Origin of the sequence: Nonomuraea sp. NPDC049504 (assembly GCF_040676845.1) — a bacterium.
GTDB classification, from domain to species: domain Bacteria; phylum Actinomycetota; class Actinomycetes; order Streptosporangiales; family Streptosporangiaceae; genus Nonomuraea; species Nonomuraea salmonea.
In genome coordinates, this window is the sequence record NZ_JBFAPT010000003.1 from 512,675 (window position 1) to 532,525 (window position 19,851).

The window sequence follows — 19,851 nt, forward strand, 5'->3', positions numbered from 1 at the left end:
GGGAACCGTCCCATGCCCTAGGACGTGTGCCGGCGAGCCTGTGTGGAGTCAGCGGGCGAACTGCTCCTCTTCCGTCGACCCCTTGAGCGCCGTCGTCGAGGAGTCGGGCGCCACGGCGGTGCTGACCAGGTCGAAGTAGCCGGTGCCGACCTCGCGCTGGTGCCGGGTGGCGGTGTAGCCGCGCGCCTCGGCCGCGAACTCGGCCTCCTGCAGCTCGACGTACGCGCTCATGCCGTCGGTCGCGTACCCCTGGGCCAGGTCGAACATGCCGTAGTTCAGCGCGTGGAACCCGGCCAGCGTGATGAACTGGAACTTGTACCCCATGTGCCCCAGCTCGCGCTGGAACTTGGCGATGGTGGAGTCGTCCAGGTGCGCCTTCCAGTTGAAGGACGGCGAGCAGTTGTAGGCGAGCATCTGGTCGGGGTACTCGGCCTTGATCGCCTCGGCGAACGCGCGGGCCACGTCGAGGTCGGGCGTGCCGGTCTCCATCCAGAGCAGGTCGGAGTAGGGCGCGTACGCCAGGCCGCGCGCCACGCACGCCTCCAGCCCGTTCCTGACCCGGTAGAAGCCCTCGGCGGTGCGCTCGCCGGTGACGAACGCCTGGTCGCGCGGGTCCACGTCGCTGGTCAGCAGGGTCGCGGCCTGAGCGTCGGTCCGCGCGATGACCAGGGTGGGCACGCCCGCCACGTCGGCGGCGAGCCGGGCGGCGTTGAGCGTCTTGATGTGCTGGCCGGTCGGGATGAGCACCTTGCCGCCGAGGTGGCCGCACTTCTTCTCGGAGGCGAGCTGGTCCTCCCAGTGCACGCCGGCGGCGCCGGCCGCGATCATGGCCTTCATCAGCTCGAACGCGTTGAGCACGCCGCCGAAGCCGGCCTCGGCGTCGGCCACGATGGGCGCGAGCCAGTGGGGCGCGTCGTCCACGCCCTCCGACCAGGTGATCTGGTCGGCGCGCAGCAGCGCGTTGTTGATGCGGCGCACGACGGACGGCACGGAGTCGGCCGGGTACAGGCTCTGGTCCGGATAGGTCTGCCCGCTCAGGTTCGCGTCGGCGGCCACCTGCCAGCCGGACAGGTAGATGGCCTTCAGGCCGGCCCGCACCTGCTGCACCGCCTGGTTGCCGGTCAGCGCGCCGAGGCTGTTGACGTAGTCCTCGGTGTGCAGGAGGCTCCACAGCCGCTCGGCGCCGAGCCGGGCCAGCGTGTGCTCCTCCTGGACGCTGCCCCGCAGCCTGATCACGTCATCGGCGCTGTAGGTGCGCTCGATGCCGGCCCAGCGAGGGTCGTTCTCCCATTCGTCCCGCAGCTGCTCAGCAGCTCCCTTGAGGCGATCGTTCACCGTTCACTCCTTCGGTCGTCCCCTGGGGCTCACGCCGAGTCTCTGCCCTGGCAAGCCTCGCCAAATAGGGCAAACCACCGAGAAGAATCGCGAATCTTTCGTCTCCATGCATTACTCGCGCGTATTCAGCAGTGAAGAATTCGCAACTTTTACCTTTGGCCTAGACCAATCCGGCGGGCCTGCCGAGGCGGCGCCCGAACCCGAATCGGCATCGCGTTGAGGCTAGAAAATGGCTGGAAATTCTGTCTAAGATCCCAGTATGGCGTCCGTGCTGAGCGAAGAACCGCTGTCTTTGACGCAGGAGCTCGATCTGATCGCGTTCGGCCAGCGCCTGCGCCACCTGCGGAAACAGCGCGGGCTCACGCTGTCCGACCTCGGCTCGCGCGTCGGCCGGGCGCCGAGCCAGCTCTCCCTGCTCGAGAACGGCAAGCGCGAGCCCAAGCTCTCCCTGCTCAAGTCGCTCGCGACCGCGCTCGGCGTGCCCGTCGAAGAGCTGCTGCGCCGCCAGCCGCCCAACCGCCGCGCCCAGCTGGAGATCGCGCTGGAGGAGGCCCAGCGCGACCCCGTCTACGCCGGCCTCGGCCTGCCCCGGCTCAAGGTCTCCGCCCGCGTGCCCAACGACGTGCTCGAACACATACTCGGCCTGTACGGCGAGCTACGCGCCCGCCAGGCCAGAGGCACCGCCACGCCCGAGGAGGCCAGGGTCGCCAACGCCGAGCTGCGCCGCCGCCAGCGCGAGGTGGGCAACTACTTCCCCGAGATCGAGAAGGCCGCAGCCGAGGCGCTCGACGCGGTCGGCTACCGTACGGGCGCGCTGTCACAGAGCATGATCCAGAGTGTGGTCACGCACTTCGGCTACACCGTGCACACCGCCCAGGACCTGCCGCGATCGGTGCGTTCCATCACCGACCTGCGCCACCGCCGCATCTACGTCAAGCACGAGCAGCTCGGCATGCACACCCCGCGCACGATCCTGCTCCAGACGCTCGGCCACCTCGCGCTCGGCCACGACAAGCCGCGCGACTTCGCCGACTTCCTGCGCCAGCGCACCGAGGCCAACTACTTCGCCGCCGCCGTCCTGGTGCCCGAGAAGGCCGCCGCGCTCTACCTCCAGGAGGCCAAGTCCGACCGGGCGCTGTCGGTGGAGGACCTGCGCGACGTCTTCGCCGTGTCGTACGAGATGGCCGCCCACCGCTTCACCAACCTCGCCACCCACCACCTCGGCCTGGTCTGCCACTTCGTGCGCAACGACGCGGGCGGCACCATCTACAAGGCGTACGAGAACGACGGCATCGTCTTCCCCGCCGACGAGCAGGGCGCCATCGAGGGGCAGCGGATGTGCCTGCAGTGGTCGGGGCGGCAGGTGTTCGCCTCGCCCGACCGGTTCTCCGTCTACTACCAATACTCCGACTCGCCCACCGGCACCTACTTCTGCGTGGCGCACGTCGATCCGTCGCGCGAGCGGGACTTCGCGATCACGCTCGGGGTGCCGTACAAGGAGTCGCGCTGGTTCCGCGGGCGCGAGACGACCAGCCGCACCCGCTCCAACTGCCCCAACGGCGACTGCTGCCGCCGCCCGCCGGCCGAGCTGGCCGAGCGCTGGGAGGGCTACGCCTGGCCGTCGGCCCGCGCCAACAGCCACGTGCTGGCCGCGCTGCCGCCCGGGTCGTTCCCCGGCGTGGACGAGGCCGACGTCTACACGTTCCTGGAGCGGCACGCGGCGGGCGGCTGAGGCTTCAGGCCCGGCCCCTGATCCGCGACCACCACGTCGCCGCCCGGTCGAGCACCTGGTCGCAGCGGTAGTACAGGCCCGGCGGCACGTGCGGGAGCACGGTCGAGTGCCGCCGGCCGAGCAGGGTGAGCAGTTGCTCGGGCGGCAGCTTCGCGTAGCGCGGCAGGTTCTCGTACCAGCGGGCGCTGTAGCGCGCCGCCTTCTGGGCGCGCCGGATCGTCGCCTGCCGGCCCCGCTCGTAGCCGGCCAGCGCCGCGGCGAGGTCCTTCTCGGTGGTGAGCGAGTGCACCAGGTGGGCGGCGTCGCCGAGGGCGAGCGCGGTGCCCGCGCCGATGGAGTAGTGGGTGGTGTGCGCGGCGTCGCCCATGAGCACGAGGTTGCCGTGGTGCCAGCGCTCGTTGGTCACCGTACGGAAGTTCAGCCAGCGGGCCCGCTCACCGGCGTCGTCGCGGCCGATCAGCGGATGGCCGTCGAGGATGTCGGCGAACAGCTTCTCCAGCAGCGCCAGGCCCTCGGCGTCGGTGGCCCGGTCGAGGCCGAGCCCCTCCCACGTCTCGGGCGAGCACTCGATGACGCAGGTGCTGTGGCCGGCGTCGTAGCCGTAGCCGTAACACCAGATCCAGCCGTGCGGGGTTTCGGCGAAGGAGAACGTGAACGGCCCGAACACCTTGGTCGTGGCCAGCCACAGGTAGGCGTTGCGGCCGAGCGCGACGGCGGTGCCGAAATGCCCGGAATGCCGCTCGCGCAGCGCGCTGTGGACGCCGTCGCAGGCCACGATCAGGTCGGCGTCCGACAGCTCCTCCTCGCCGGTGATCTCCCGCCCGTACTCGATCCGCACGCCGAGCGAGCGGGCCCGGTCGGCGAGGATGCCGAGCAGCAGGTTGCGGCCGATGCCGAAGCCGCCGTCCCAGTGGCCGACGCGGGCGGGCGGATGCTCGCCGACCCGCGCCACCCACGACTTCCAGCGCACCGAGCCGTCACGGATGGCCCGCGCGGACTCGGGGTCGATGGCGCGCAGCTTGGCGTACAGCTCGTCCCAGTACGTCACGCCCCACCCGTACGTCGAGCCCTCCGGATAGCGCTCGTAGACGGTGACCTCGTGTGCCGGGTCGGTGCGCTTCAGCAGCAGCGCGAAGTAGAGACCGGCGGGACCACCACCGACGCACGCGACCTTCACCCGAAACCCCCGATGTTGCGCAATGTCATCAAGACGTTGCAGAGAGTATCAGAGGGGTGCGTCCCAGCCGGGGAGGCGGGTTCACGATGGCTTGTCGAGCACCTCGTGCAGCCAGGCCCGCTCGGCGCGGCTGGTCGCGGCGGCGACGACGAGCATGCCGCGCCGGTAGGGGTCGGCCACGTCGGCGGCGCGCAGCGGGCGGTCACCGTCGTGGAAGAAGCTCGCCGGCTGCTCCAGGAAGGCCAGCCGGCGGCGGAGCACGGCATCCCGCTCGGCGGGATCGGGCAGCAGGGACAGGAACGCCAGGATCGTGAAGAAGCGGGAGCCGTCGGTGATGTCGTGCTCGGCCGGCTCGCGCAGGCGCCGCAGCAGGTCGGCACGGCCCTGCGCGGTGAGCGTGAGCGTCTGGCGCCGGGCCGCCACCGCGCCCGGCTCCGCGCGGCGGTCGAGCAGCCCCGCCTCGACCAGGCGGTTGATCGCCGGATAGAGGCTGCCGTCGCTGACCGGCCGGGCGTGGCCGGACAGAGTGGCGACCTTGCGGCGCAGCTCGTAGCCGTGCAGCGGCCCTTCGGCCAGGAACCCCAGGATCGCCAGCTCCAGCATGCTGTTATCCTGCCACATCGAAACGAGGTATATCGAATCGAGGTATGGCACATGATGTACACCGAGGAGTGGGTCGGGGCGCGGGCCCGCGAGGCGTACGAGCGGGGGCGGGCGAGCTTCGAGGTGCGCCCCGAGCGGTCGGCGCTGCTGGTCATCGACATGCAGGACGAGTTCGTCCGGCCCGGGTGGAGCCCTTTCTGGGTGCCCGCCGCCACCCGGATGGCCCCGCGGCTGCGGCACCTGGCCGAGCGCTGCCGGGCCGCCGGCGTACCGGTGATCTGGACCATCTTCGACGACACCCACCTCGGGCTCGACCGGCCGCGCGCCCTGCGTCACCTGCCGCACGCCGAGACGGACTGGCGGCGGCCAGGACCGGCCGAGGTGTGGGCGGAGATGGGCTACCGCGAGGACGAGGTGCTGCTCCGCAAGCCCTCCTACGGCGCCTTCCACGAGACGCCGCTCGACACCATCCTGCGCAACCTCGGCCGCGACACCGTCATCGTGACCGGAACGCTGACCAACTACTGCTGCGGCACCACCGCCAGGCAGGCGTACGAGCGGGGCTATCAGGTCGTCTTCGGCGCCGACGTGACCGCCACCGACGACGAGTCGCGCCAGGAGCCCGAGCTCGCCGTACTGCGCAAGGGCTTCGCGATGGTGCTGACGGCCGAGGAGATCCTGGGCCTCCTGCCCGCTCAGAGCGCCGGCTCGACCCGGTAGCGCTCCAGCCAGTGGTGCAGCTGGACGAACCGCTCCAGTGCCGCCCGGCTTCCCGGCGAGGCCGGTTCGTCGACGGTCGCCCGGGCCTTGGCCCAGTCGACCAGCCGCCCCGCCGGCGAGTCCCGCAGCTCCAGCAGCTCGCGGGCCCGTTCGCGCAGCGCCTCGTCGTACGACGGGTCCTGGGTGGCCGGGTACGGGCTCTTGACCCGCTGCAGGATGCTGTCCGGCAGCAGGTCGGCCGAGGCCGCGCGCAGCAGGCTCTTCTCCCGCCCGTCGAACGTCTTGATCGCCCACGGCGCGTTGAAGACGTACTCGACCAGGCGGTGGTCGCAGAACGGCACCCGCACCTCCAGCCCCACGGCCATGCTCATCCGGTCCTTCCTGTCGAGCAGGATCTGCACGAACCGGGTCAGATGCAGGTAGCTGATCTCGCGCATGCGCCGCTCGTGCCCGCTCTCGCCCGGCAGCCACGGCACCTCTTCCAGCGCCTGGCGGTAGCGCTCGGCGCGGTAGCCGGGCAGGTCGAGCAGGCGCAGCAGGTCGTCGTGGAACAGCCGCTCGGCCCCGGCGTGCGCGGCGGTGGCCGGGCTGGCCAGCCACGGGAACGTCTCGGCCGCCACCGACTCCGGGTCGTGGAACCACCGGTAGCCGCCGAACACCTCATCGGCCGACTCGCCTGACAGGGCCACCGTCGAATGCCCCCTGATGGCCTTGAACAGCAGGTACAGCGACGTGTCCATGTCGCCGATGCCCATCGGCAGGTCGCGCGCCCGCAGCACCGCCGCGCGCACGGCCGGGTCCATCAGCGCGGCCGAGTCGAGCACGATGTCGCTGTGGTCCGCGCCGGCGTAACGGGCCAGCTCGTGCACGTACGGCGTGTCGGGGTGGAGCGGGTCAGATCGGGCTTGAAGTTCTCGCTGTAGCCGGTGAAGTCCACCGAGAACGAGCGCACGGTGCCGAGACCCTGCTCGCGCAGCAGCTTGGCGGCCAGCGCGGTGACCATGCTGGAGTCGAGGCCGCCGGACGGCAGCGTGCACAACGGCACGTCGCTGATGAGCTGCCGGGTGACGATGTCGTCGAGCAGCTCGCGCACGGTCTTGACGGTCGAGCTCACGTCGTCGGGGTGCTCGCGGGAGGAGAGCCGCCAGTAGCGGCGCTTGACGATGCCGTCCCTGGAGACGCGGACGACCTGGCCGGGGCGCACCTCGTACAGGCCGGACAGGATGCCGTGCTCGGGCGTTTTCACGAACGCCAGCAGCTCGCGCAGCCCGTCCATCTCCAGCACGCGCCGGGCCAGCGGGTTGGCCAGGATCGCCTTCGGCTCCGAGCCGAACAGCACGCCGTGCGCGGTCGGGTAGTAGTAGAGCGGCTTGATGCCCATGCGGTCGCGCACCATGAGCAGCCGTTCGGCGCGCGGGTCCCAGACGGCGAAGGCGAACATGCCGTTGAGGTGCTCGGCCAGGTCCTCGCCCCACTGCAGGTAGGAGCGCAGCAGGACCTCGGTGTCGCTGCGGGTGCGGAAGACGTGCCCGTGGCCCTCCAGCTCGGTGCGCAGCTCCTCGAAGTTGTAGATCTCCCCGCTGTACGTCAGGACCGCCGCCTCCCGGCCCTCCTGCCCGGCTGTCATCGGCTGCCGTCCGCCGGCCAGGTCGATGATGGCGAGCCTGCGGTGCCCGATGGCGGCGTGCGGGGCCAGCCACAGCCCTTCGTCGTCGGGCCCCCGGCAGGCCATCGTGCCGGTCATCTCCTGCGCGATCCGCCGCTCCTGTCGCAGGTCACGCTCGAAGTCCACCCAGCCGGCTATGCCACACACGTCGATCTCCCGTCGTCCCAGGATCCGGGTTGTGCCCGCCATCGGGTAGAGCGTTGGGCAAAACCCGTACAAACCTGGTCAACGCGGGCGGGCGATCACCCGGCAGCCCGCACCGGGCGAGTTCGAGACCGCCTTCCACCTGACCGGCTCGTCGCCTGGCCAGGCCGGCGACAGCGCCAGCTCGCGGGTGAAGACCTGCAGGAACGTGCGCATCTGCACCATCGCCAGCCGATCGCCCAGGCAGGTGTGCGCGCCGCCGCCGAACGGCATCCACCCATAACCGGCGGGCCGGCCGTCGAGCCAGCGTTCGGGGCGGAACGTGGCCGCGCCGGGATAGAGGGCCGGGTCGTGGTGCAGCGTCCGCAGGTGCACGATGATCGTGGTGCCCGGCGACAGCAGCCGGCCGCCCAGCTCGAACGGCCGCCTGACCACCCGGCCGAAGAACGCCACCGGCGGGCGCACCCGCAGCGCCTCGTACGTCACCGCGCTCGCGTACGCGTCACCCTCGCCCAGCTCGCTCTCGCCGGTCACCCGCCGCAGCACCTCGGGATGGCGCACCACCCGCTCGAACACCCACGCCAGACCGTTGGCCGTGGTCGTCCGCGCCCCCGCGATCATGCTCATCAGCTGGTCACGCACCACCGAACGGGGCAGCGGCAGGTCGTCGTCGTCGCGCGCCCGCAGCAGCGCGCCGAGCAGGTCGTCGCCCTCGTCGCCGTCCCGACGCCGGTCGATCTCGGAGTGGATCAGCCGGTCGCAGGCGTCCTTCGCCCGGTGGTAGGACGGCCACCAGTCCAGCGCCCCCACGTGCCGCAACGCGTAGCGGACGGTGATCTCGTAGGAGTCGGCCCGCCTGAACAGCTCGCGCAGCGGCACCCGCCAGGCCCGCTGCCGCTCCGGGCTGAGACCCATGGTGAGCTCTAGGACCGCCTCCATCAGCGCCCCGTGCAGCAGGGGCCGCAGCGGGAACGGCACGCCGGAAGGACACCGGGCCGCCGCCCGCAGCGCGAGCCGCTCCGTGGCCGCGCGCAGCCGCTCGGGCACCCGGTCGCGGACCGACGGCGCCATGAGCGTACGGATCTCGCGATGCTCGGCCCCCTCCAGCCTGGCCAGCCCGCTCGGCCCGATGACCGGCTCCTGCACCCGGTTGGCCGGGCCCGCCGCCACCACGCCGGCGGGCGCCCGCATCACCGCCCTGACCAGCGCGGGATCCGACACCAGCACCGCCCTGCCGATGCCGGGGAACCACAGGCCGAACATGCCGCCCGTACGGCGCAGCCTGCGCTCGACCACGCCGTCGCCGGTCAGCAGCGCGGCAGGCAGCACGCCGCTGCCCAAGAAGGTTTCCCAGAACCGGGGGCTCCTGCGGCAGGCCGTCACGAGAGAGTAACTTACCGTCATGCGACAATCGCGCAGTGTGATTCCGGATACTCCCGTGGCCGGCGCGACCGCCCGGCCGGTACGCGACCGGCGCGGGCTGCGGGCGTTCGTCGAGCTGCCCTACCTGCTGCACGGCGACGACCCGCACTTCGTGCCGCCGCTGCGCGGCGAGTGCCGGTCGCTGCTCGACCGGCGCCGCAACCCGTTCTTCTCCTACGGCGACGCCGAGCTGTTCACCGTCACCGCCGGCGGGCGGGTGGCCGGCCGCGTCGCCGCCGTGCACAACCCGCGGCACAACGCCGCCCACGGCGGCCGCGACGGCTTCTTCGGGCAGTTCGCCTGCGCCGACGATCCCGCCGTCGCCGCAGCGCTGCTCGGCGCCGCCGCCCGGTGGGCGCGCGAGCGAGGGCTGACGAGCCTCGCCGGGCCGGTCAACTTCACCATGAACGACGAGTGCGGGCTGCTCGTCGACGGCTTCGGCGAGCGGCCGGCCGTGATGATGCCGTACAACCCGCCCTACTACCGCGACCTGCTCGAAGGGTGCGGGCTGCGCAAGGCCAAGGACCTGTGGGCGTGGCGGCGCGGCCCCCATCCCCTCGGCGAGCGGCTCGCCCGCGTCGCCGAGCGCGCGCGGCGGCGGCACGGCCTGACCGTACGCCCGCTCGACGGCCGCCGCTTCACCGCTGACATCGACCGGGTCAAACACGTCTACAACGACGTCTGGCGCCACAACTGGGGCTTCACCCCGATGACCGACGCCGAGTTCGCCGCCACCGCGCGGCGCCTGCGCTCCGTCATCGACCCCCGCCTCATCCAGCTCGCCGAAGCCGGCGGCGAGCCGGTGGGCGTCGCCCTGGTGCTGCCCGACCTCAACGAGGCCCTGCCCGCCGCCCGCGGCCGCCTCACCACGTGGGGCCTGCCGATCGGCCTGCTCCGGCTGGCGCGCGCCGCCCGCCACGTCCGCCGCACCCGCGCGGTGCTGTTCGGCGTCGTGGAACGCCTGCGCGGCCAGGGCGTCGAAGCCGTCCTGTACGCCGCCGCGTACGACGCGATCCGCGCCCGCGGGCCGGTCGACTGCGAGCTGAGCTGGACGCTGGAGGACAACGACGCAGTCAACCGCTACCTGGCGGCCGACGGCTGCGTGCGCACGAAGACGTACCGCATCTACCGGCGCGACCTGTGACGCGCGTACTCGTCACCGGCGCCACCGGTTTCGTGGGCGGTCACCTGGTCAGGGCGGCGCTCGCCCGGGGGCACGCGGTCACCGCGCTGGCCCGGCCGTCTGCGAGGGTCGTCGCGCTGCGCGCTCAGGGCGTGCACGTGGTGGAAGGCGACCTGGTCACCGGACGGGGCGTGAAGGAGGCGGTACGCGACGCCGCCGTGGTCGTCCATCTGGCCGCCGCCGTCAAGGCCAGGAGCGCGGCCGAGCTGTGGGCGGTCAACCGCGACGGCACCGCCCGGCTCGTCGAGGCGCTGGCGGCGCGGCGCGTACCGCCCCGGCTGGTGCACTGCTCGTCGCTGGCCGCCGCCGGTCCAGGAGGCAGGGGGCCGGTGTCGGCGTACGGTGCGAGCAAGCGCGCCGCCGAGGACGCGATCCGCGCGCACGCCCACCGCGTGCCGTCGGTCATCCTGCGCCCCGGCATCGTGCACGGCCCCGGCGAGCCCGCGCTGCTGCCCGCCCTGCTCCCGCTGGTCCGGCTCGGTCTGGTGCCCCGGCCGGGCCGTGCCGCGGGCCGCTACAGCATGATCCACGTGACCGACCTGTGCGCCGCGCTCCTCGCCGCCACAGAACGCGGCGCCACCGTACGCCACGACGACCCGTTGACCGGCGTCTACCCGCTCAGCGACGGCATCGTCCACCACTGGCCCGGCATCTGCGCCGCCGTCGCCACCGCCCTCGGCCGCCGCACCCCTACGGTCCTGCCGATCCCCCTCCCCGTCATGACCGCCATCGCCACGCTGGCCGAGCTGCTGGGCCGCACCCGCCACACGGTGCCCGCCCTCAACCGCGACAAGGTACGCGAGATGCGCCACCCCGACTGGACCTGCACCTACGACGCCGCCGCCCGCGACCTTGGCTTCACCCCGTCCCTCACCTTCGCGGACGGCCTGAAAGCAGCACTCGCCCCCGAAGGATCCGACCTGCCGTGACCTCTCCTCCTCGTGCCGTGCCGCTGACCCTGGGCGACCACTACGTGCTGAGCCTGGCGCGGGCGGCGGCGGCCGACTCTCGCATGCACATGGCCGTCGCCGCCCACCTGCCCGGCGGCCCGCCCGCGCCGCCGGACCTGCACGAACGGATCGCCGCCACGGCAGGACGGGCGCCCGTCCTGCGGTACCGCCTGACCGGCGCGGGACGGCACGCCGCATGGGCGCCCGATCCGGGCTTCGACCCGGCCCGCCACGTCACCCACCACCACCTGAGACCGGGGCAGGACGTCGCCCAGGCGGCCCTCGACCTCATCGCCGACCGCCCGCTGCCCCGCGACCGCCCGCTGTGGGATCTGCTGGTGCTGCACGGCCACACGCCGGGCGAGCACGTCCTGGTGCACCGCGTGCACCACGCGTTCCAGGACGCCCTGGGCCTGCTCAGCGGCATCAGGGCGCTGACCGGCGACGAGCGCCTGCCGCATCCGGCGCCCGAGCCGCCCGCCAGGGACGCGCCCGCGATCCGCGGGACGCTCGCCGACCTCGCCAGACTGGCCGCACCGCTGCCACGCTGGCATCCGTCGAAGCCGCCCGGCGGTCAGGGCCCGCGCCTGCTGGCCGTGCCGCTGGACGCCGGGGCGCTGCGCGCGGTCGTCCAGCGCACCGGCGCCACCGTCACCCAGGTCATGCTGGCGCTGCTCGCCGGCGCCCTGCGGTCGTGGCGCCCGCAGGTGTGGCGCTCGCGTCCGGGGATCACGGTGAACCTGCCGGTCAGCGTCCGGGGACCGCGCAACCACGCGGCGCTGGGCAACCACGTCGGCGTCTTCCCGGTCACGCTGCCGTGCGGCGAGCCGGCACCGTACGCACGGCTGCGCGCGATCGCCGATCAGACCACGCTCGCCCTCATCAGCCGGCAGCGCCGCCGCATCCGCGCCCTCTACCGGCTGCCCGCCGCCGTGTCCAGGACGGCGTTCGGCGCCGCCATGCCGCTGGTGGCGCGCGGCGCGCCGTGCCGGCTCGACGTCGGCACCATCCGCATCACCGGCGAGTTCCCCGCCGCCCGCGAGCTGTTCCTGTGCCCGCCACTGGCCCCCGGCGTCTCCGCCATGATCACCCTCCTGTACGGCAGGGGCGCCGCGTCGGTGTGCGGCGTGTTCGACGCCTCCGTCGACGGCCCCCACGAGGTGCTCGCCCTGGTCACCCACGCCTTGACCGAACTGCACGCCGACGTCGGGAAAGGCCACCGGTGACCGCGGTCAGGCGTTGGTGCGGGCGTCGCGCCTGGGGCGGTGGCCGGTCACCTCGTGGCCGGCGTCGGGGCGCAGGAGCAGCATCAGCAGGGCGCCGGCCAGCGCGATCGCGCCGCTGACGTAGAAGGCCAGGGAGAAGTCGCTCTGCGTGAGGGGCGTGGCGGCGGGACCGTGGGCGACCTGGAGGGCGATCGCCGCGACCGCCACCCCGAGCGCCACGGAGATCTGCTGCGTCATGCTGAACAGCGTCGAGGCCGAGGCCCGGTCGGCGGAGCCGATGTCGGCGAACGACAGCGTGTTGATCCCGGTGAACTCGATCGACCGGGTGGCCCCCGCCACGAACGCGACCGCGGCCCCCACGACGAACCCGGTGCGCGCGTCCAGCAGCCCGAACGCCGCGATCGACAGCCCCACCCCGATCCCGTTGCACACCAGCACCGTACGGAAGCCGAGCCACCGCATCAGCGGCGTCGTGATCACCTTGATGACGAGGTTGCCGAGGAAGTACACGAGCACGAGCTGCCCTGCCTCCAGCGGCGTCAGCCCCCACGCCTCCTGGAGCATGAGCGGTAGCAGGAACGGGGTGGCGCTGATCGCCAGCCGGATCAGGTTGCCCGCGTGCAGGCTCGCCGCCGCGAACGTGGGCACCCGCAGCGGCCCCAGCCCGACCAGGGGGTACGCGGCCCGCCGGAACCACCGCACGGCCCCCACGCCCACCAGCAGCCCGACGGCCGGCAGGGCGAGGTCCAGCCCGATCAGGGACGGCTGCGCCAGCTCGGACAGGCCGTAGATGGTCAGGCTCAGCGACGTGACGATGAGGACGGTGCCGACGCGGTCGAGCGGCTTGGGCTCGCTGTCGCGCACGCTCGGCACGTACGCCAGCACGAGGACGGTACCGGCCAGAGCGAGCGGCGCGTTCAGCAGGAAGATCCACTCCCAGCCGTACCAGGTGGTCAGGGCGCCGCCGAGCACCGGGGCGATGACGGGTGCGAGCAGCGCCGGCCAGGTGATCAGCGCGGTGGCGCGCATCAGGTCCTGCTTGCCGGCGTTCTTGAGCACGATGATGCGGCCGACCGGCACCATCAGCGCGCCACCGGCCCCCTGCACGACGCGGGCGAGGACGAACTGCCATAAAGCCGTGCAGGCCGCGCAGGCGATCGAGGCCAGGCCGAACACCACGATCGCGATCGCGAAAATCCGCTTGGCGCCGTACCGGTCCGACAGCCAGCCGCCCAGCGGGATGAAGGCGGCGCCGGCGACGACGTAGGCGGTGATGCCGATGTTGACGCTGACCGCGTCCACGCCGAACGTCTCGGCCATCTGGGGGAGCGAGGTGTTGATGATCGTGGTGTCGAGGTTCTGCATGAACCACGCCATGGCCACGATCAGGGCCACGCGCAGGGGAGCCCTTCCCTCTGCCGCCGCCTGGTCGTCCCGAGACACCTCCGCCATGTCCTCCCCGTGGTACGCCGCGGCGGGGCCCGAGCGCCGCCCCGAGGGCACAACTCTAACCATGCCTCTCATGACGGAAATATCCGCCTACCCCTACGGCTTGGTGCTGGTCAGCCGAACGGCTGAGCGTTGCGGGCGACGGCCGTGCCCCTCGGCATCGCGCTCCCGCAGGAAGGCGCGGGACGTCAGCCGGCGCGCAGGTCGCGAAGAGCCGTCCGGTACGCGGAGCCGACCATCGCGAACACCTCCAGCATCATCGGCATCCGCTCGACCCCGTGACGCAGCGCGAGCGCTTCGAGGTGTTTCCTGGTGGACGCGCACGCGGCCTCGTACACCTCGAGGCCCTCGGGCACCAGCTCAACGGTCACCATGCGGCGGTCGCGCGCGCCGCGCACGCGCCGCGCGTAGCCGCCCTTCTCCAGCCGGTCGATGAGCCGGGTCGTCGACGCGGACGGCAGCCCCAGCTCCTCGGCGATCGTGCCCACGGGCAGCGGTCCGCGCGTCTCCAGCAGCATGATCGCGGCCACGTCGGCGGGCCGCAGGCCGAGCTGGTCGGCGAGCGCGTCGTTGTGCAGCAGGATCGCGATCACGAACTCGCGGAAGACGTCTTCTGGCTGCTGCGCGGAACCCACTTCGTCACCCTACTCCCCATCGATGTATCTTCGAAGTGAAGATTTATCGAAGTGGAGAAATCATGGACGTCCTCGTCATCGGTGCGGGAGTCGGCGGGCTCGCCATCGCCCACGTGTTACTGGCCGGAGGGCACCGCGTCCGCGTGTACGAGCAGGCGCCGGAACGCCGTACCGGCGGCAAGGCGCTGCTGGTGTGGAGCAACGGCAACGCCATACTCGACGACCTCGGCCTCTCCCTGGCCGACGTCGGAGCCCGCATCGACAGGATCGACGCGCTCACCTCGACCGGCAGGCTGCGCACCACCATGGACCTGGCCCACGCCGCCGCCCGCTACGGCTCCCCGACCAGGGCCGTGCCGCGCCGCCACCTGCTCGACCGGCTGGCCGCCGGGCTGCCGGACGGCGTCGTCCGCCACGGCATGGCCTGCCGGGACGTGCGCCAGGACGCGGACGGCGTCACCGCCACGTTCGCCGACGGCTCCACCGCCACCGGTGACGTGCTCGTCGGCGCCGACGGGCACCACTCCGTCGTACGCCGGCACCTGTGGGGCGAGGGGACCGTGCGGCCGGCCACGTTCGGGACGTGGCAGGGGCTGAGCCCCATCGACATCGAGATCACCGACACCACCAGGCACCTCATGATCAGCGGGCCGGAGGGCGCGTGCGGCCTCATGCCGGCGGGGGACGGGCTGCTGCAGTGGTGGTTCGACGTGCGCTGGTCGCCCGCCGACCCGCGGCCCGCCGCACCGCTGGCCGAGCTGCGCCGGCGGTTCGGGCACTGGCGCTCGCCGGTCTCCGACGTGCTGGCCGCCGCCGAGGAGGAGGACCTGGAGTTCTTCGGCCACCACTGGAACAAGGTGCCCGCCGTGTGGGGCGCGGGACGGATCACGCTGGCCGGCGACGCCGCCCACACCATGCCGCCCACCCTCGGCCAGGGCGCCAACCAGACCTTGGAGGACGCCTGGGTGCTCGGGCGGGCGCTGGCCGGCGAGGGCGACCCGGCGGCGCGGCTGCGCGCGTACGAGCGGGCCCGCTACCCGCACATCTCCCTGGTCTCCCGGCTCGCCAGGCGCAACCCGGCGAACTGGCGCACCCCGCCCATGCTCGCCCGCCTGATCCCGGAGACGGTGCAGACCCGGATGCTGGCCCGCTTCAGCAACCGCCTCACCACCGCAACCGGCTGACCCACCGTTGGTTCGTCTCCTTTCCGCCGCCCCGGGCATGAGCGCGCACCTCGCCCCACGAGCACAGAGGAGCGGCGGATGTGTCGAAATAGGGGCCGGACAGTGAGAAGCCCCTTACTAACCGTGTTCGACTGATGACGTTGCGTATAGCGTCCCGTGATGTTCCCGCAAGTACGACAGAAGGAGCATCATGAGAGTCCTCAGCATGATCGCCGCCCCCGCGCTCGCCGCCGGCCTCCTGGCGGTGCCCGCCGCGACCGCGCAGGCCGCCGCGCCCGCCTGCCACGCCCACGTGTGCCTGTGGACGGGCGCCAACTACACGGGTGCCGTCTACACCTGGTGGGAGGCCAACGGCAACAGGTTCATCGGCGGCACGCACGCCGACAACGTGGGCTCGTTCGTCGCCACGAGCGGAGCCTGCTTCGTCGACACGGCCGACACCGAGTGGACCTGGCGGGCCAAGCGCCTGGCGTCGCGGGGCGACTACAGCTCCAACTACCGGGGCAGGTTCGGCGGCGTGATGGACCGCATCGCGCCCGCCCGTTACTGCTGACCGGCGATCCGCCGGCGGCCGGGGCACCCGCACCCGGCCGCGCGCGCGGTCAGGCGGTGTAGAGGGCGGCGACGGCCGCGAGGACGCGGTCGCGGGCGACCTGGCCGGGGGTGACGCCGGTCAGCACGTACGCGGCCAGCCCCTCCGCCAGCGCCACCAGGGAGAGCGCCGCCGCGTGCGGATCGAGCCCGGCGTCGATGCGCCCGCCCTGCTGGTCCCTGCGGATCAGGTCGGCCATCTGGCCGTGGAACTCGGCGTACAGGACCCGCATCCGGGCCGCGATGGCCTCCTCGGCGAAGGCGAAGGCGTGGAACGACTGCCGCACCCGCATGTGGGCCTCGCTGACGGCGTCGTACGGCACCAGCTCGGTCAGCACGGTCGTCAGCACGAGGCGGGGGTCGGCGGCGTCGAGGTCGGCCCCGGCCTTGTCCCTGATGCGGGCGGCCGACAGCGCGTTGCCCCGCTCGAACGCCGCCTCGATGAGCTGCCGCTTGGCGGGAAAGTAATGCTGCACCCGTCCAGGGGAGATGCCGGCCTGCGCGGCCACCTCGGTCAGCGAGACCGCGCCGAGACCGCGTTCGGCGACGATCGCGAGCACGGCGTCGGCGATCTCGGCCCGCCGCTGCTCGTGGTGGGCGCCAGGCCCACGAGTGCGCCGATGTGATCGCATCGATCAGAGTCTAGCGCGGCGGGGCCGTGCTGGATCGGACGACCAGGCGGGTCGGCACCAGGTCCGTGCCCGAGGGAGTGGTGCCGCCCTCGCGGATCCGCCGCAGCACCAGCTCCACGCACCGCCGCCCCACCTCGGCGAAGTCCTGGTGCACGGTCGTCAGCGGCGGGACGAAGCAGGCCGAGTCGGGAATGTCGTCGAACCCGACCACGCTGACGTCGCCCGGGACCGCCCGCCCCCGCTCGTGCAGCGCCCGCAGCACGCCCAGCGCCATCTGGTCGTTGGCGACGAACACCGCCGTGCAGTCCGGCTCACCGGCGAGTTCGAGCCCGGCGGCGTACCCGGACTCGGCCGACCAGTCGCCGTGCAGCGGCGGCGGCACCGGCCGGCCCGCCTCCTCCAGCGCCAGCCGCCACGCCTGGGCGCGGCGCTGCGCGGCGAACGACGTCTGCGGCCCGGTGACGTGCCACACCGTACGGTGGCCGAGGCCGAGCAGGTGGCGTACGGCCGAGCGCGCGCCCTCCGCCTGGTCGGTGTCCACCACGCTGTAGCGGTCGCCGGCGTCGGAGTCGACGACCACCGCGTGCACGCCCGGCGGCAGCGTCACGGTGCCGGCGTCGAGCAGGTGCACCTCGATGATCACGATGACCGCGTCCACGGCCAGCTCGCCCATCCGGGTGAAGGCGCCCAGCACGTTGTCCTGGGTCGGGACGTCGATGGGGATGAGCGTGATGGCGTAGCCCTCGGCGGCGGCGTGGGTGGCGATGGCCTCGACCGTACGGCTGTTGCCGATCGTGGACAGGTTGAACAGGATCACGCCGATGGTGTTGAACTGGCCGTAGCGCAGGGCGCGGGCGGCGCTGTTGGGCCGGTAGCCCAGCTCGCGCATGGCGGCCAGCACCTGCTCGCGGGTGGAGCCGATGACGCCGGGGTGGCCGTTGGCGACCCGGGAGACGGTCTGGGAGGAGACACCGGCGAGCCTCGCGACGTCGGCCATGGAGACCCGCTGCCTGCGGCGCCCGCCCGGCACGCCGGATCCACCGCGCTGCGCGCCCCCCGTGGGCCGCGCGCCGCCGTCCGGCGCCTGCCGCTCCAGATCCATGCCCGTTCCGCTCCTGCCTGCCGCCTGTTTCCGTAGCCCCGTTCGTCGCCGTCCGTCACGGGCCGGGGAAATCTTTCGGCCTGGTCCCGGCCGGTGTCAATGCGCAACCGCCTCTTGACCGCAGGTGGGACGGGTGCCACGATACCGCAGCAGAAGTTAACGTAAACATCGCCCATGGCGATCCAGCTCATCACTCTCCGCGACCTCTGTCCGTGGCCGATGTTCACGTGAACATGTCGGTTGAGAGGAGTGACCGGTGGTCACCGAAGACGCGCGCGGGCGCCCGCCCTCGGCGGCCCGGCACGCCCGGGGGAGCAGCGGGCGCAGGTCCTGGCTCGGCTGGCGGTTCGTGGCGCCGTTCATGACGGTGTTCGCGCTCGTCTTCCTGGCGCCGATCGGCTACTCGATCTACCTCAGCCTCTACCGCACCCAGCTCATCGGCGGCACCGCGTTCGTCGGCCTGGACAACTACGTCAAGGCGCTGCAGGACCCGCAGTTCTGGTCGGCGTTCGGCCGGGTGTCGCTGTTCCTGGTCGTGCAGGTGCCGATCATGTTGTTCCTCGCGCTGCTGGTCGCCCTCGCGATCGACAGCGGCCGGCTCTACGGCGCGGCGTTCTTCCGCATCTCGGTGTTCCTGCCGTACGCGGTGCCCGCCGTCGTGGCGACGCTGATGTGGGGCTTCATGTACGGCACCAGGTTCGGCCTCATCGGCAACCTCAACGAGGCGTTCGGCCTGTCGCTGCCCGACCCGCTCTCGCCCGGCCTCATCCTGGCCTCCATCGGCAACATCGTGACCTGGGAGTTCGTCGGGTACAACATGCTGATCCTCTACTCGGCGCTGCGCGTGGTGAACCCCTCGCTGTACGAGGCCGCCGAGATCGACGGCGCCGACCAGTTCCGCATCATCTGGTCGATCAAGCTGCCCGCCCTGCGCGGCGCGCTGGTGATCGCCACGATCTTCTCGATCATCGGCAGCTTCCAGCTGTTCAACGAGCCCAGCATCCTCAAGGCGCTGGCGCCGAACTCGATCACCACCTACTTCACGCCCAACCTGTACGCCTATTCGCTGTCCTTCGCCGGCCAGCAGTTCAACTACTCGGCGGCGGTCGCCATCATCATGGGCGTCATCACGATGATCATCGCGTACGTGGTCCAGCTGCGCGGCATGCGGAAGGCGGTCTGAGCCATGGCCGTCACCGCACACCGCCCGCTCGTCATCCGCCACCGGCGCCCGCACCGGCGGCGTCGCAGCCGCACGCTCACCGCGCTGACCACGATCATGCTGGTCTACACGCTGCTCCCGCTGGCCTGGTTGCTGATCAACGCAACCAAGACCCAGGAGCGCCTGCTGTCCTCCTTCGGGCTCTGGTTCTCCGGCGACTTCGCGCTGTTCGACAACATCGCGCGGACCTTCACCTACGACGACGGCGTCTACCTGCGCTGGCTGCTCAACACGCTCCTGTACGTGGTCGCCGGGGCGGGCGGCGCGACCCTGCTGGCCACGCTCGCCGGCTACGGCCTGGCCAAGTTCGACTTCCCCGGCAGGAAGGCCGTCTTCGCGGTCGTGATCGGCGCGGTGGCGGTGCCGGGCACGGCGCTGGCCGTACCGATCTTCCTGCTCTTCTCCGACCTGGGGATCACCAACACCCCGTGGGCGATCATCATCCCGTCGCTGATCTCGCCGTTCGGCCTCTACCTCATCTGGACGTACGCCACCGACGCCGTCCCGAAGGAGATCCTGGAGTCGGCGCGGGTGGACGGCGCGGGCGAGTTCCGTACGTTCTTCCGGATCAGCCTGCCGCTGCTCGGCCCCGGCATCGTCACGGTCCTGCTCTTCAACGTGGTCGCGACCTGGAACAACTTCTTCCTGCCGCTGATCATGCTCAAGGACCCCGACTGGTATCCGCTCACCCTCGGCCTGCACAGCTGGAACCAGCAGGCCGGCACGGCGGGCGGCGAGGCCGTCTTCAACCTGGTGATCACCGGATCACTGCTCACCATCGTCCCGCTGATGGCGGCGTTCCTGCTGCTGCAGCGGTACTGGCAGTCAGGCCTCGCCACGGGGAGCGTCAAGGGCTGACCGGCGCATCGGGGGCCGAG

General features: G+C 72.1%; 19 protein-coding genes. 9 read left to right on the plus strand and 10 right to left on the minus strand.

Annotation, left to right across the window (positions count from 1 at the left end; all coding sequences use genetic code 11):
- Positions 1-48 precede the first annotated feature (48 nt).
- Positions 49-1,335: an isocitrate lyase gene (gene aceA, locus AB0K28_RS08800; protein WP_345402404.1), complete on the minus strand. Its 1,287-nt coding sequence runs from the start codon at positions 1,333-1,335 to the stop codon at positions 49-51.
- A gap of 292 nt (positions 1,336-1,627) precedes the next feature.
- Between aceA and AB0K28_RS08805 the strand changes: the two genes are divergently transcribed.
- Complete coding sequence (locus AB0K28_RS08805; protein ID WP_345409739.1) at positions 1,628-3,067, plus strand: helix-turn-helix domain-containing protein; 1,440 nt, start codon at positions 1,628-1,630, stop codon at positions 3,065-3,067.
- 4 nt (positions 3,068-3,071) lie between these two features.
- Here AB0K28_RS08805 and AB0K28_RS08810 read toward each other — a convergent pair whose 3' ends face one another.
- Both AB0K28_RS08810 and AB0K28_RS08815 read right to left on the minus strand, forming a co-directional pair.
- Complete coding sequence (locus tag AB0K28_RS08810; RefSeq protein WP_364366871.1) at positions 3,072-4,244, minus strand: FAD-dependent monooxygenase; 1,173 nt, start codon at positions 4,242-4,244, stop codon at positions 3,072-3,074.
- Positions 4,245-4,325: 81 nt separating this feature from the next.
- Complete coding sequence (locus AB0K28_RS08815; protein ID WP_345402410.1) at positions 4,326-4,847, minus strand: PadR family transcriptional regulator; 522 nt, start codon at positions 4,845-4,847, stop codon at positions 4,326-4,328.
- A gap of 51 nt (positions 4,848-4,898) precedes the next feature.
- Between AB0K28_RS08815 and AB0K28_RS08820 the strand changes: the two genes are divergently transcribed.
- Positions 4,899-5,567, plus strand: a complete 669-nt coding sequence (locus AB0K28_RS08820; protein WP_345402415.1) for an isochorismatase family cysteine hydrolase — start codon at positions 4,899-4,901, stop codon at positions 5,565-5,567.
- Here AB0K28_RS08820 and AB0K28_RS08825 read toward each other — a convergent pair.
- Genes AB0K28_RS08825 through AB0K28_RS08835 form a run of 3 tightly spaced genes read right to left on the minus strand, consistent with a single transcriptional unit; the run spans position 5,543 to position 8,718 of the window.
- On the minus strand, positions 5,543-6,436 hold the full coding sequence (locus AB0K28_RS08825) for an asparagine synthase C-terminal domain-containing protein (RefSeq protein WP_364366876.1): 894 nt from the start codon (positions 6,434-6,436) through the stop codon (positions 5,543-5,545). The two genes, AB0K28_RS08820 and AB0K28_RS08825, sit on opposite strands and share 25 nt — an antisense overlap.
- The gene (gene asnB / locus AB0K28_RS08830) at positions 6,370-7,422 is read right to left on the minus strand and encodes an asparagine synthase (glutamine-hydrolyzing) (RefSeq protein WP_364366879.1); all 1,053 of its coding nucleotides are present in this window, start codon (positions 7,420-7,422) and stop codon (positions 6,370-6,372) included. The genes AB0K28_RS08825 and asnB overlap by 67 nt, the downstream gene beginning before the upstream one ends.
- A 36-nt stretch (positions 7,423-7,458) precedes the next feature.
- Entirely contained in the window at positions 7,459-8,718 is a 1,260-nt protein-coding gene (locus tag AB0K28_RS08835; protein ID WP_364366882.1) for a cytochrome P450, read from the minus strand.
- Positions 8,719-8,797: 79 nt separating this feature from the next.
- Here AB0K28_RS08835 and AB0K28_RS08840 point away from each other — a divergent pair, with 79 nt between their 5' ends.
- From AB0K28_RS08840 to AB0K28_RS08850, 3 genes are read left to right on the plus strand one after another with little or no spacing between them, the layout of a single operon-like run.
- A complete protein-coding gene (locus AB0K28_RS08840; RefSeq protein WP_364366885.1) occupies positions 8,798-9,943 on the plus strand; it encodes a hypothetical protein in 1,146 nt (381 codons plus the stop codon).
- On the plus strand, positions 9,940-10,911 hold the full coding sequence (locus AB0K28_RS08845; RefSeq protein WP_364366888.1) for an NAD-dependent epimerase/dehydratase family protein: 972 nt from the start codon (positions 9,940-9,942) through the stop codon (positions 10,909-10,911). The genes AB0K28_RS08840 and AB0K28_RS08845 overlap by 4 nt, the downstream gene beginning before the upstream one ends.
- Positions 10,908-12,158 carry a wax ester/triacylglycerol synthase domain-containing protein gene (locus AB0K28_RS08850; RefSeq protein ID WP_364366891.1) on the plus strand — a complete coding sequence of 417 codons (1,251 nt, stop codon included), beginning with the start codon at positions 10,908-10,910 and terminating at the stop codon, positions 12,156-12,158. Before AB0K28_RS08845 ends, AB0K28_RS08850 begins: the two co-directional genes overlap by 4 nt.
- 6 nt (positions 12,159-12,164) lie before the next feature.
- On the opposite strand, the gene AB0K28_RS08855 is transcribed toward AB0K28_RS08850, so the two are convergent.
- Positions 12,165-13,673: an MFS transporter gene (locus AB0K28_RS08855; protein ID WP_364366894.1), complete on the minus strand. Its 1,509-nt coding sequence runs from the start codon at positions 13,671-13,673 to the stop codon at positions 12,165-12,167.
- A 122-nt stretch (positions 13,674-13,795) separates the two neighbouring features.
- Positions 13,796-14,242: a MarR family transcriptional regulator gene (locus AB0K28_RS08860; protein ID WP_345402447.1), complete on the minus strand. Its 447-nt coding sequence runs from the start codon at positions 14,240-14,242 to the stop codon at positions 13,796-13,798.
- A 62-nt stretch (positions 14,243-14,304) separates the two neighbouring features.
- On the opposite strand from AB0K28_RS08860, the gene AB0K28_RS08865 reads away from it, so the two are divergent.
- Entirely contained in the window at positions 14,305-15,426 is a 1,122-nt protein-coding gene (locus AB0K28_RS08865; RefSeq protein ID WP_364366898.1) for an FAD-dependent monooxygenase, read from the plus strand.
- A 190-nt stretch (positions 15,427-15,616) separates the two neighbouring features.
- Positions 15,617-15,979, plus strand: a complete 363-nt coding sequence (locus tag AB0K28_RS08870) for a peptidase inhibitor family I36 protein (protein ID WP_364366901.1) — start codon at positions 15,617-15,619, stop codon at positions 15,977-15,979.
- Between the two features lie 49 nt (positions 15,980-16,028).
- On the opposite strand, the gene AB0K28_RS08875 is transcribed toward AB0K28_RS08870, so the two are convergent.
- Both AB0K28_RS08875 and AB0K28_RS08880 read right to left on the minus strand, forming a co-directional pair.
- Complete coding sequence (locus AB0K28_RS08875; RefSeq protein WP_345402456.1) at positions 16,029-16,649, minus strand: TetR/AcrR family transcriptional regulator; 621 nt, start codon at positions 16,647-16,649, stop codon at positions 16,029-16,031.
- 10 nt (positions 16,650-16,659) lie between these two features.
- Complete coding sequence (locus tag AB0K28_RS08880) at positions 16,660-17,751, minus strand: LacI family DNA-binding transcriptional regulator (protein WP_364366904.1); 1,092 nt, start codon at positions 17,749-17,751, stop codon at positions 16,660-16,662.
- 256 nt (positions 17,752-18,007) lie between these two features.
- On the opposite strand from AB0K28_RS08880, the gene AB0K28_RS08885 reads away from it, so the two are divergent.
- Both AB0K28_RS08885 and AB0K28_RS08890 read left to right on the plus strand, forming a co-directional pair.
- Positions 18,008-18,934 (plus strand): sugar ABC transporter permease, encoded by a 927-nt coding sequence (locus tag AB0K28_RS08885; protein ID WP_345402462.1) that lies wholly within the window; start codon positions 18,008-18,010, stop codon positions 18,932-18,934.
- 3 nt (positions 18,935-18,937) lie between these two features.
- Positions 18,938-19,831 carry a carbohydrate ABC transporter permease gene (locus AB0K28_RS08890; RefSeq protein ID WP_345402465.1) on the plus strand — a complete coding sequence of 298 codons (894 nt, stop codon included), beginning with the start codon at positions 18,938-18,940 and terminating at the stop codon, positions 19,829-19,831.
- Positions 19,832-19,851 lie beyond the last annotated feature (20 nt).

Excerpts from the sequence above, each read along its gene's own strand:
- AB0K28_RS08820 (WP_345402415.1), top strand. The coding sequence starts at position 4,899 with ATGATGTACACCGAGGAGTGGGTCGGGGCGCGGGCCCGCGAGGCGTAC.
- AB0K28_RS08865 (WP_364366898.1), top strand. The coding sequence starts at position 14,305 with ATGGACGTCCTCGTCATCGGTGCGGGAGTCGGCGGGCTCGCCATCGCC.
- AB0K28_RS08815 (WP_345402410.1), bottom strand. The coding sequence starts at position 4,847 with ATGCTGGAGCTGGCGATCCTGGGGTTCCTGGCCGAAGGGCCGCTGCAC.
- AB0K28_RS08870 (WP_364366901.1), top strand. The coding sequence starts at position 15,617 with ATGAGAGTCCTCAGCATGATCGCCGCCCCCGCGCTCGCCGCCGGCCTC.
- AB0K28_RS08855 (WP_364366894.1), bottom strand. The coding sequence starts at position 13,673 with ATGGTTAGAGTTGTGCCCTCGGGGCGGCGCTCGGGCCCCGCCGCGGCG.
- AB0K28_RS08890 (WP_345402465.1), top strand. The coding sequence starts at position 18,938 with ATGGCCGTCACCGCACACCGCCCGCTCGTCATCCGCCACCGGCGCCCG.
- AB0K28_RS08880 (WP_364366904.1), bottom strand. The coding sequence starts at position 17,751 with ATGGATCTGGAGCGGCAGGCGCCGGACGGCGGCGCGCGGCCCACGGGG.
- AB0K28_RS08875 (WP_345402456.1), bottom strand. The coding sequence starts at position 16,649 with ATGCGATCACATCGGCGCACTCGTGGGCCTGGCGCCCACCACGAGCAG.
- asnB (WP_364366879.1), bottom strand. The coding sequence starts at position 7,422 with ATGGCGGGCACAACCCGGATCCTGGGACGACGGGAGATCGACGTGTGT.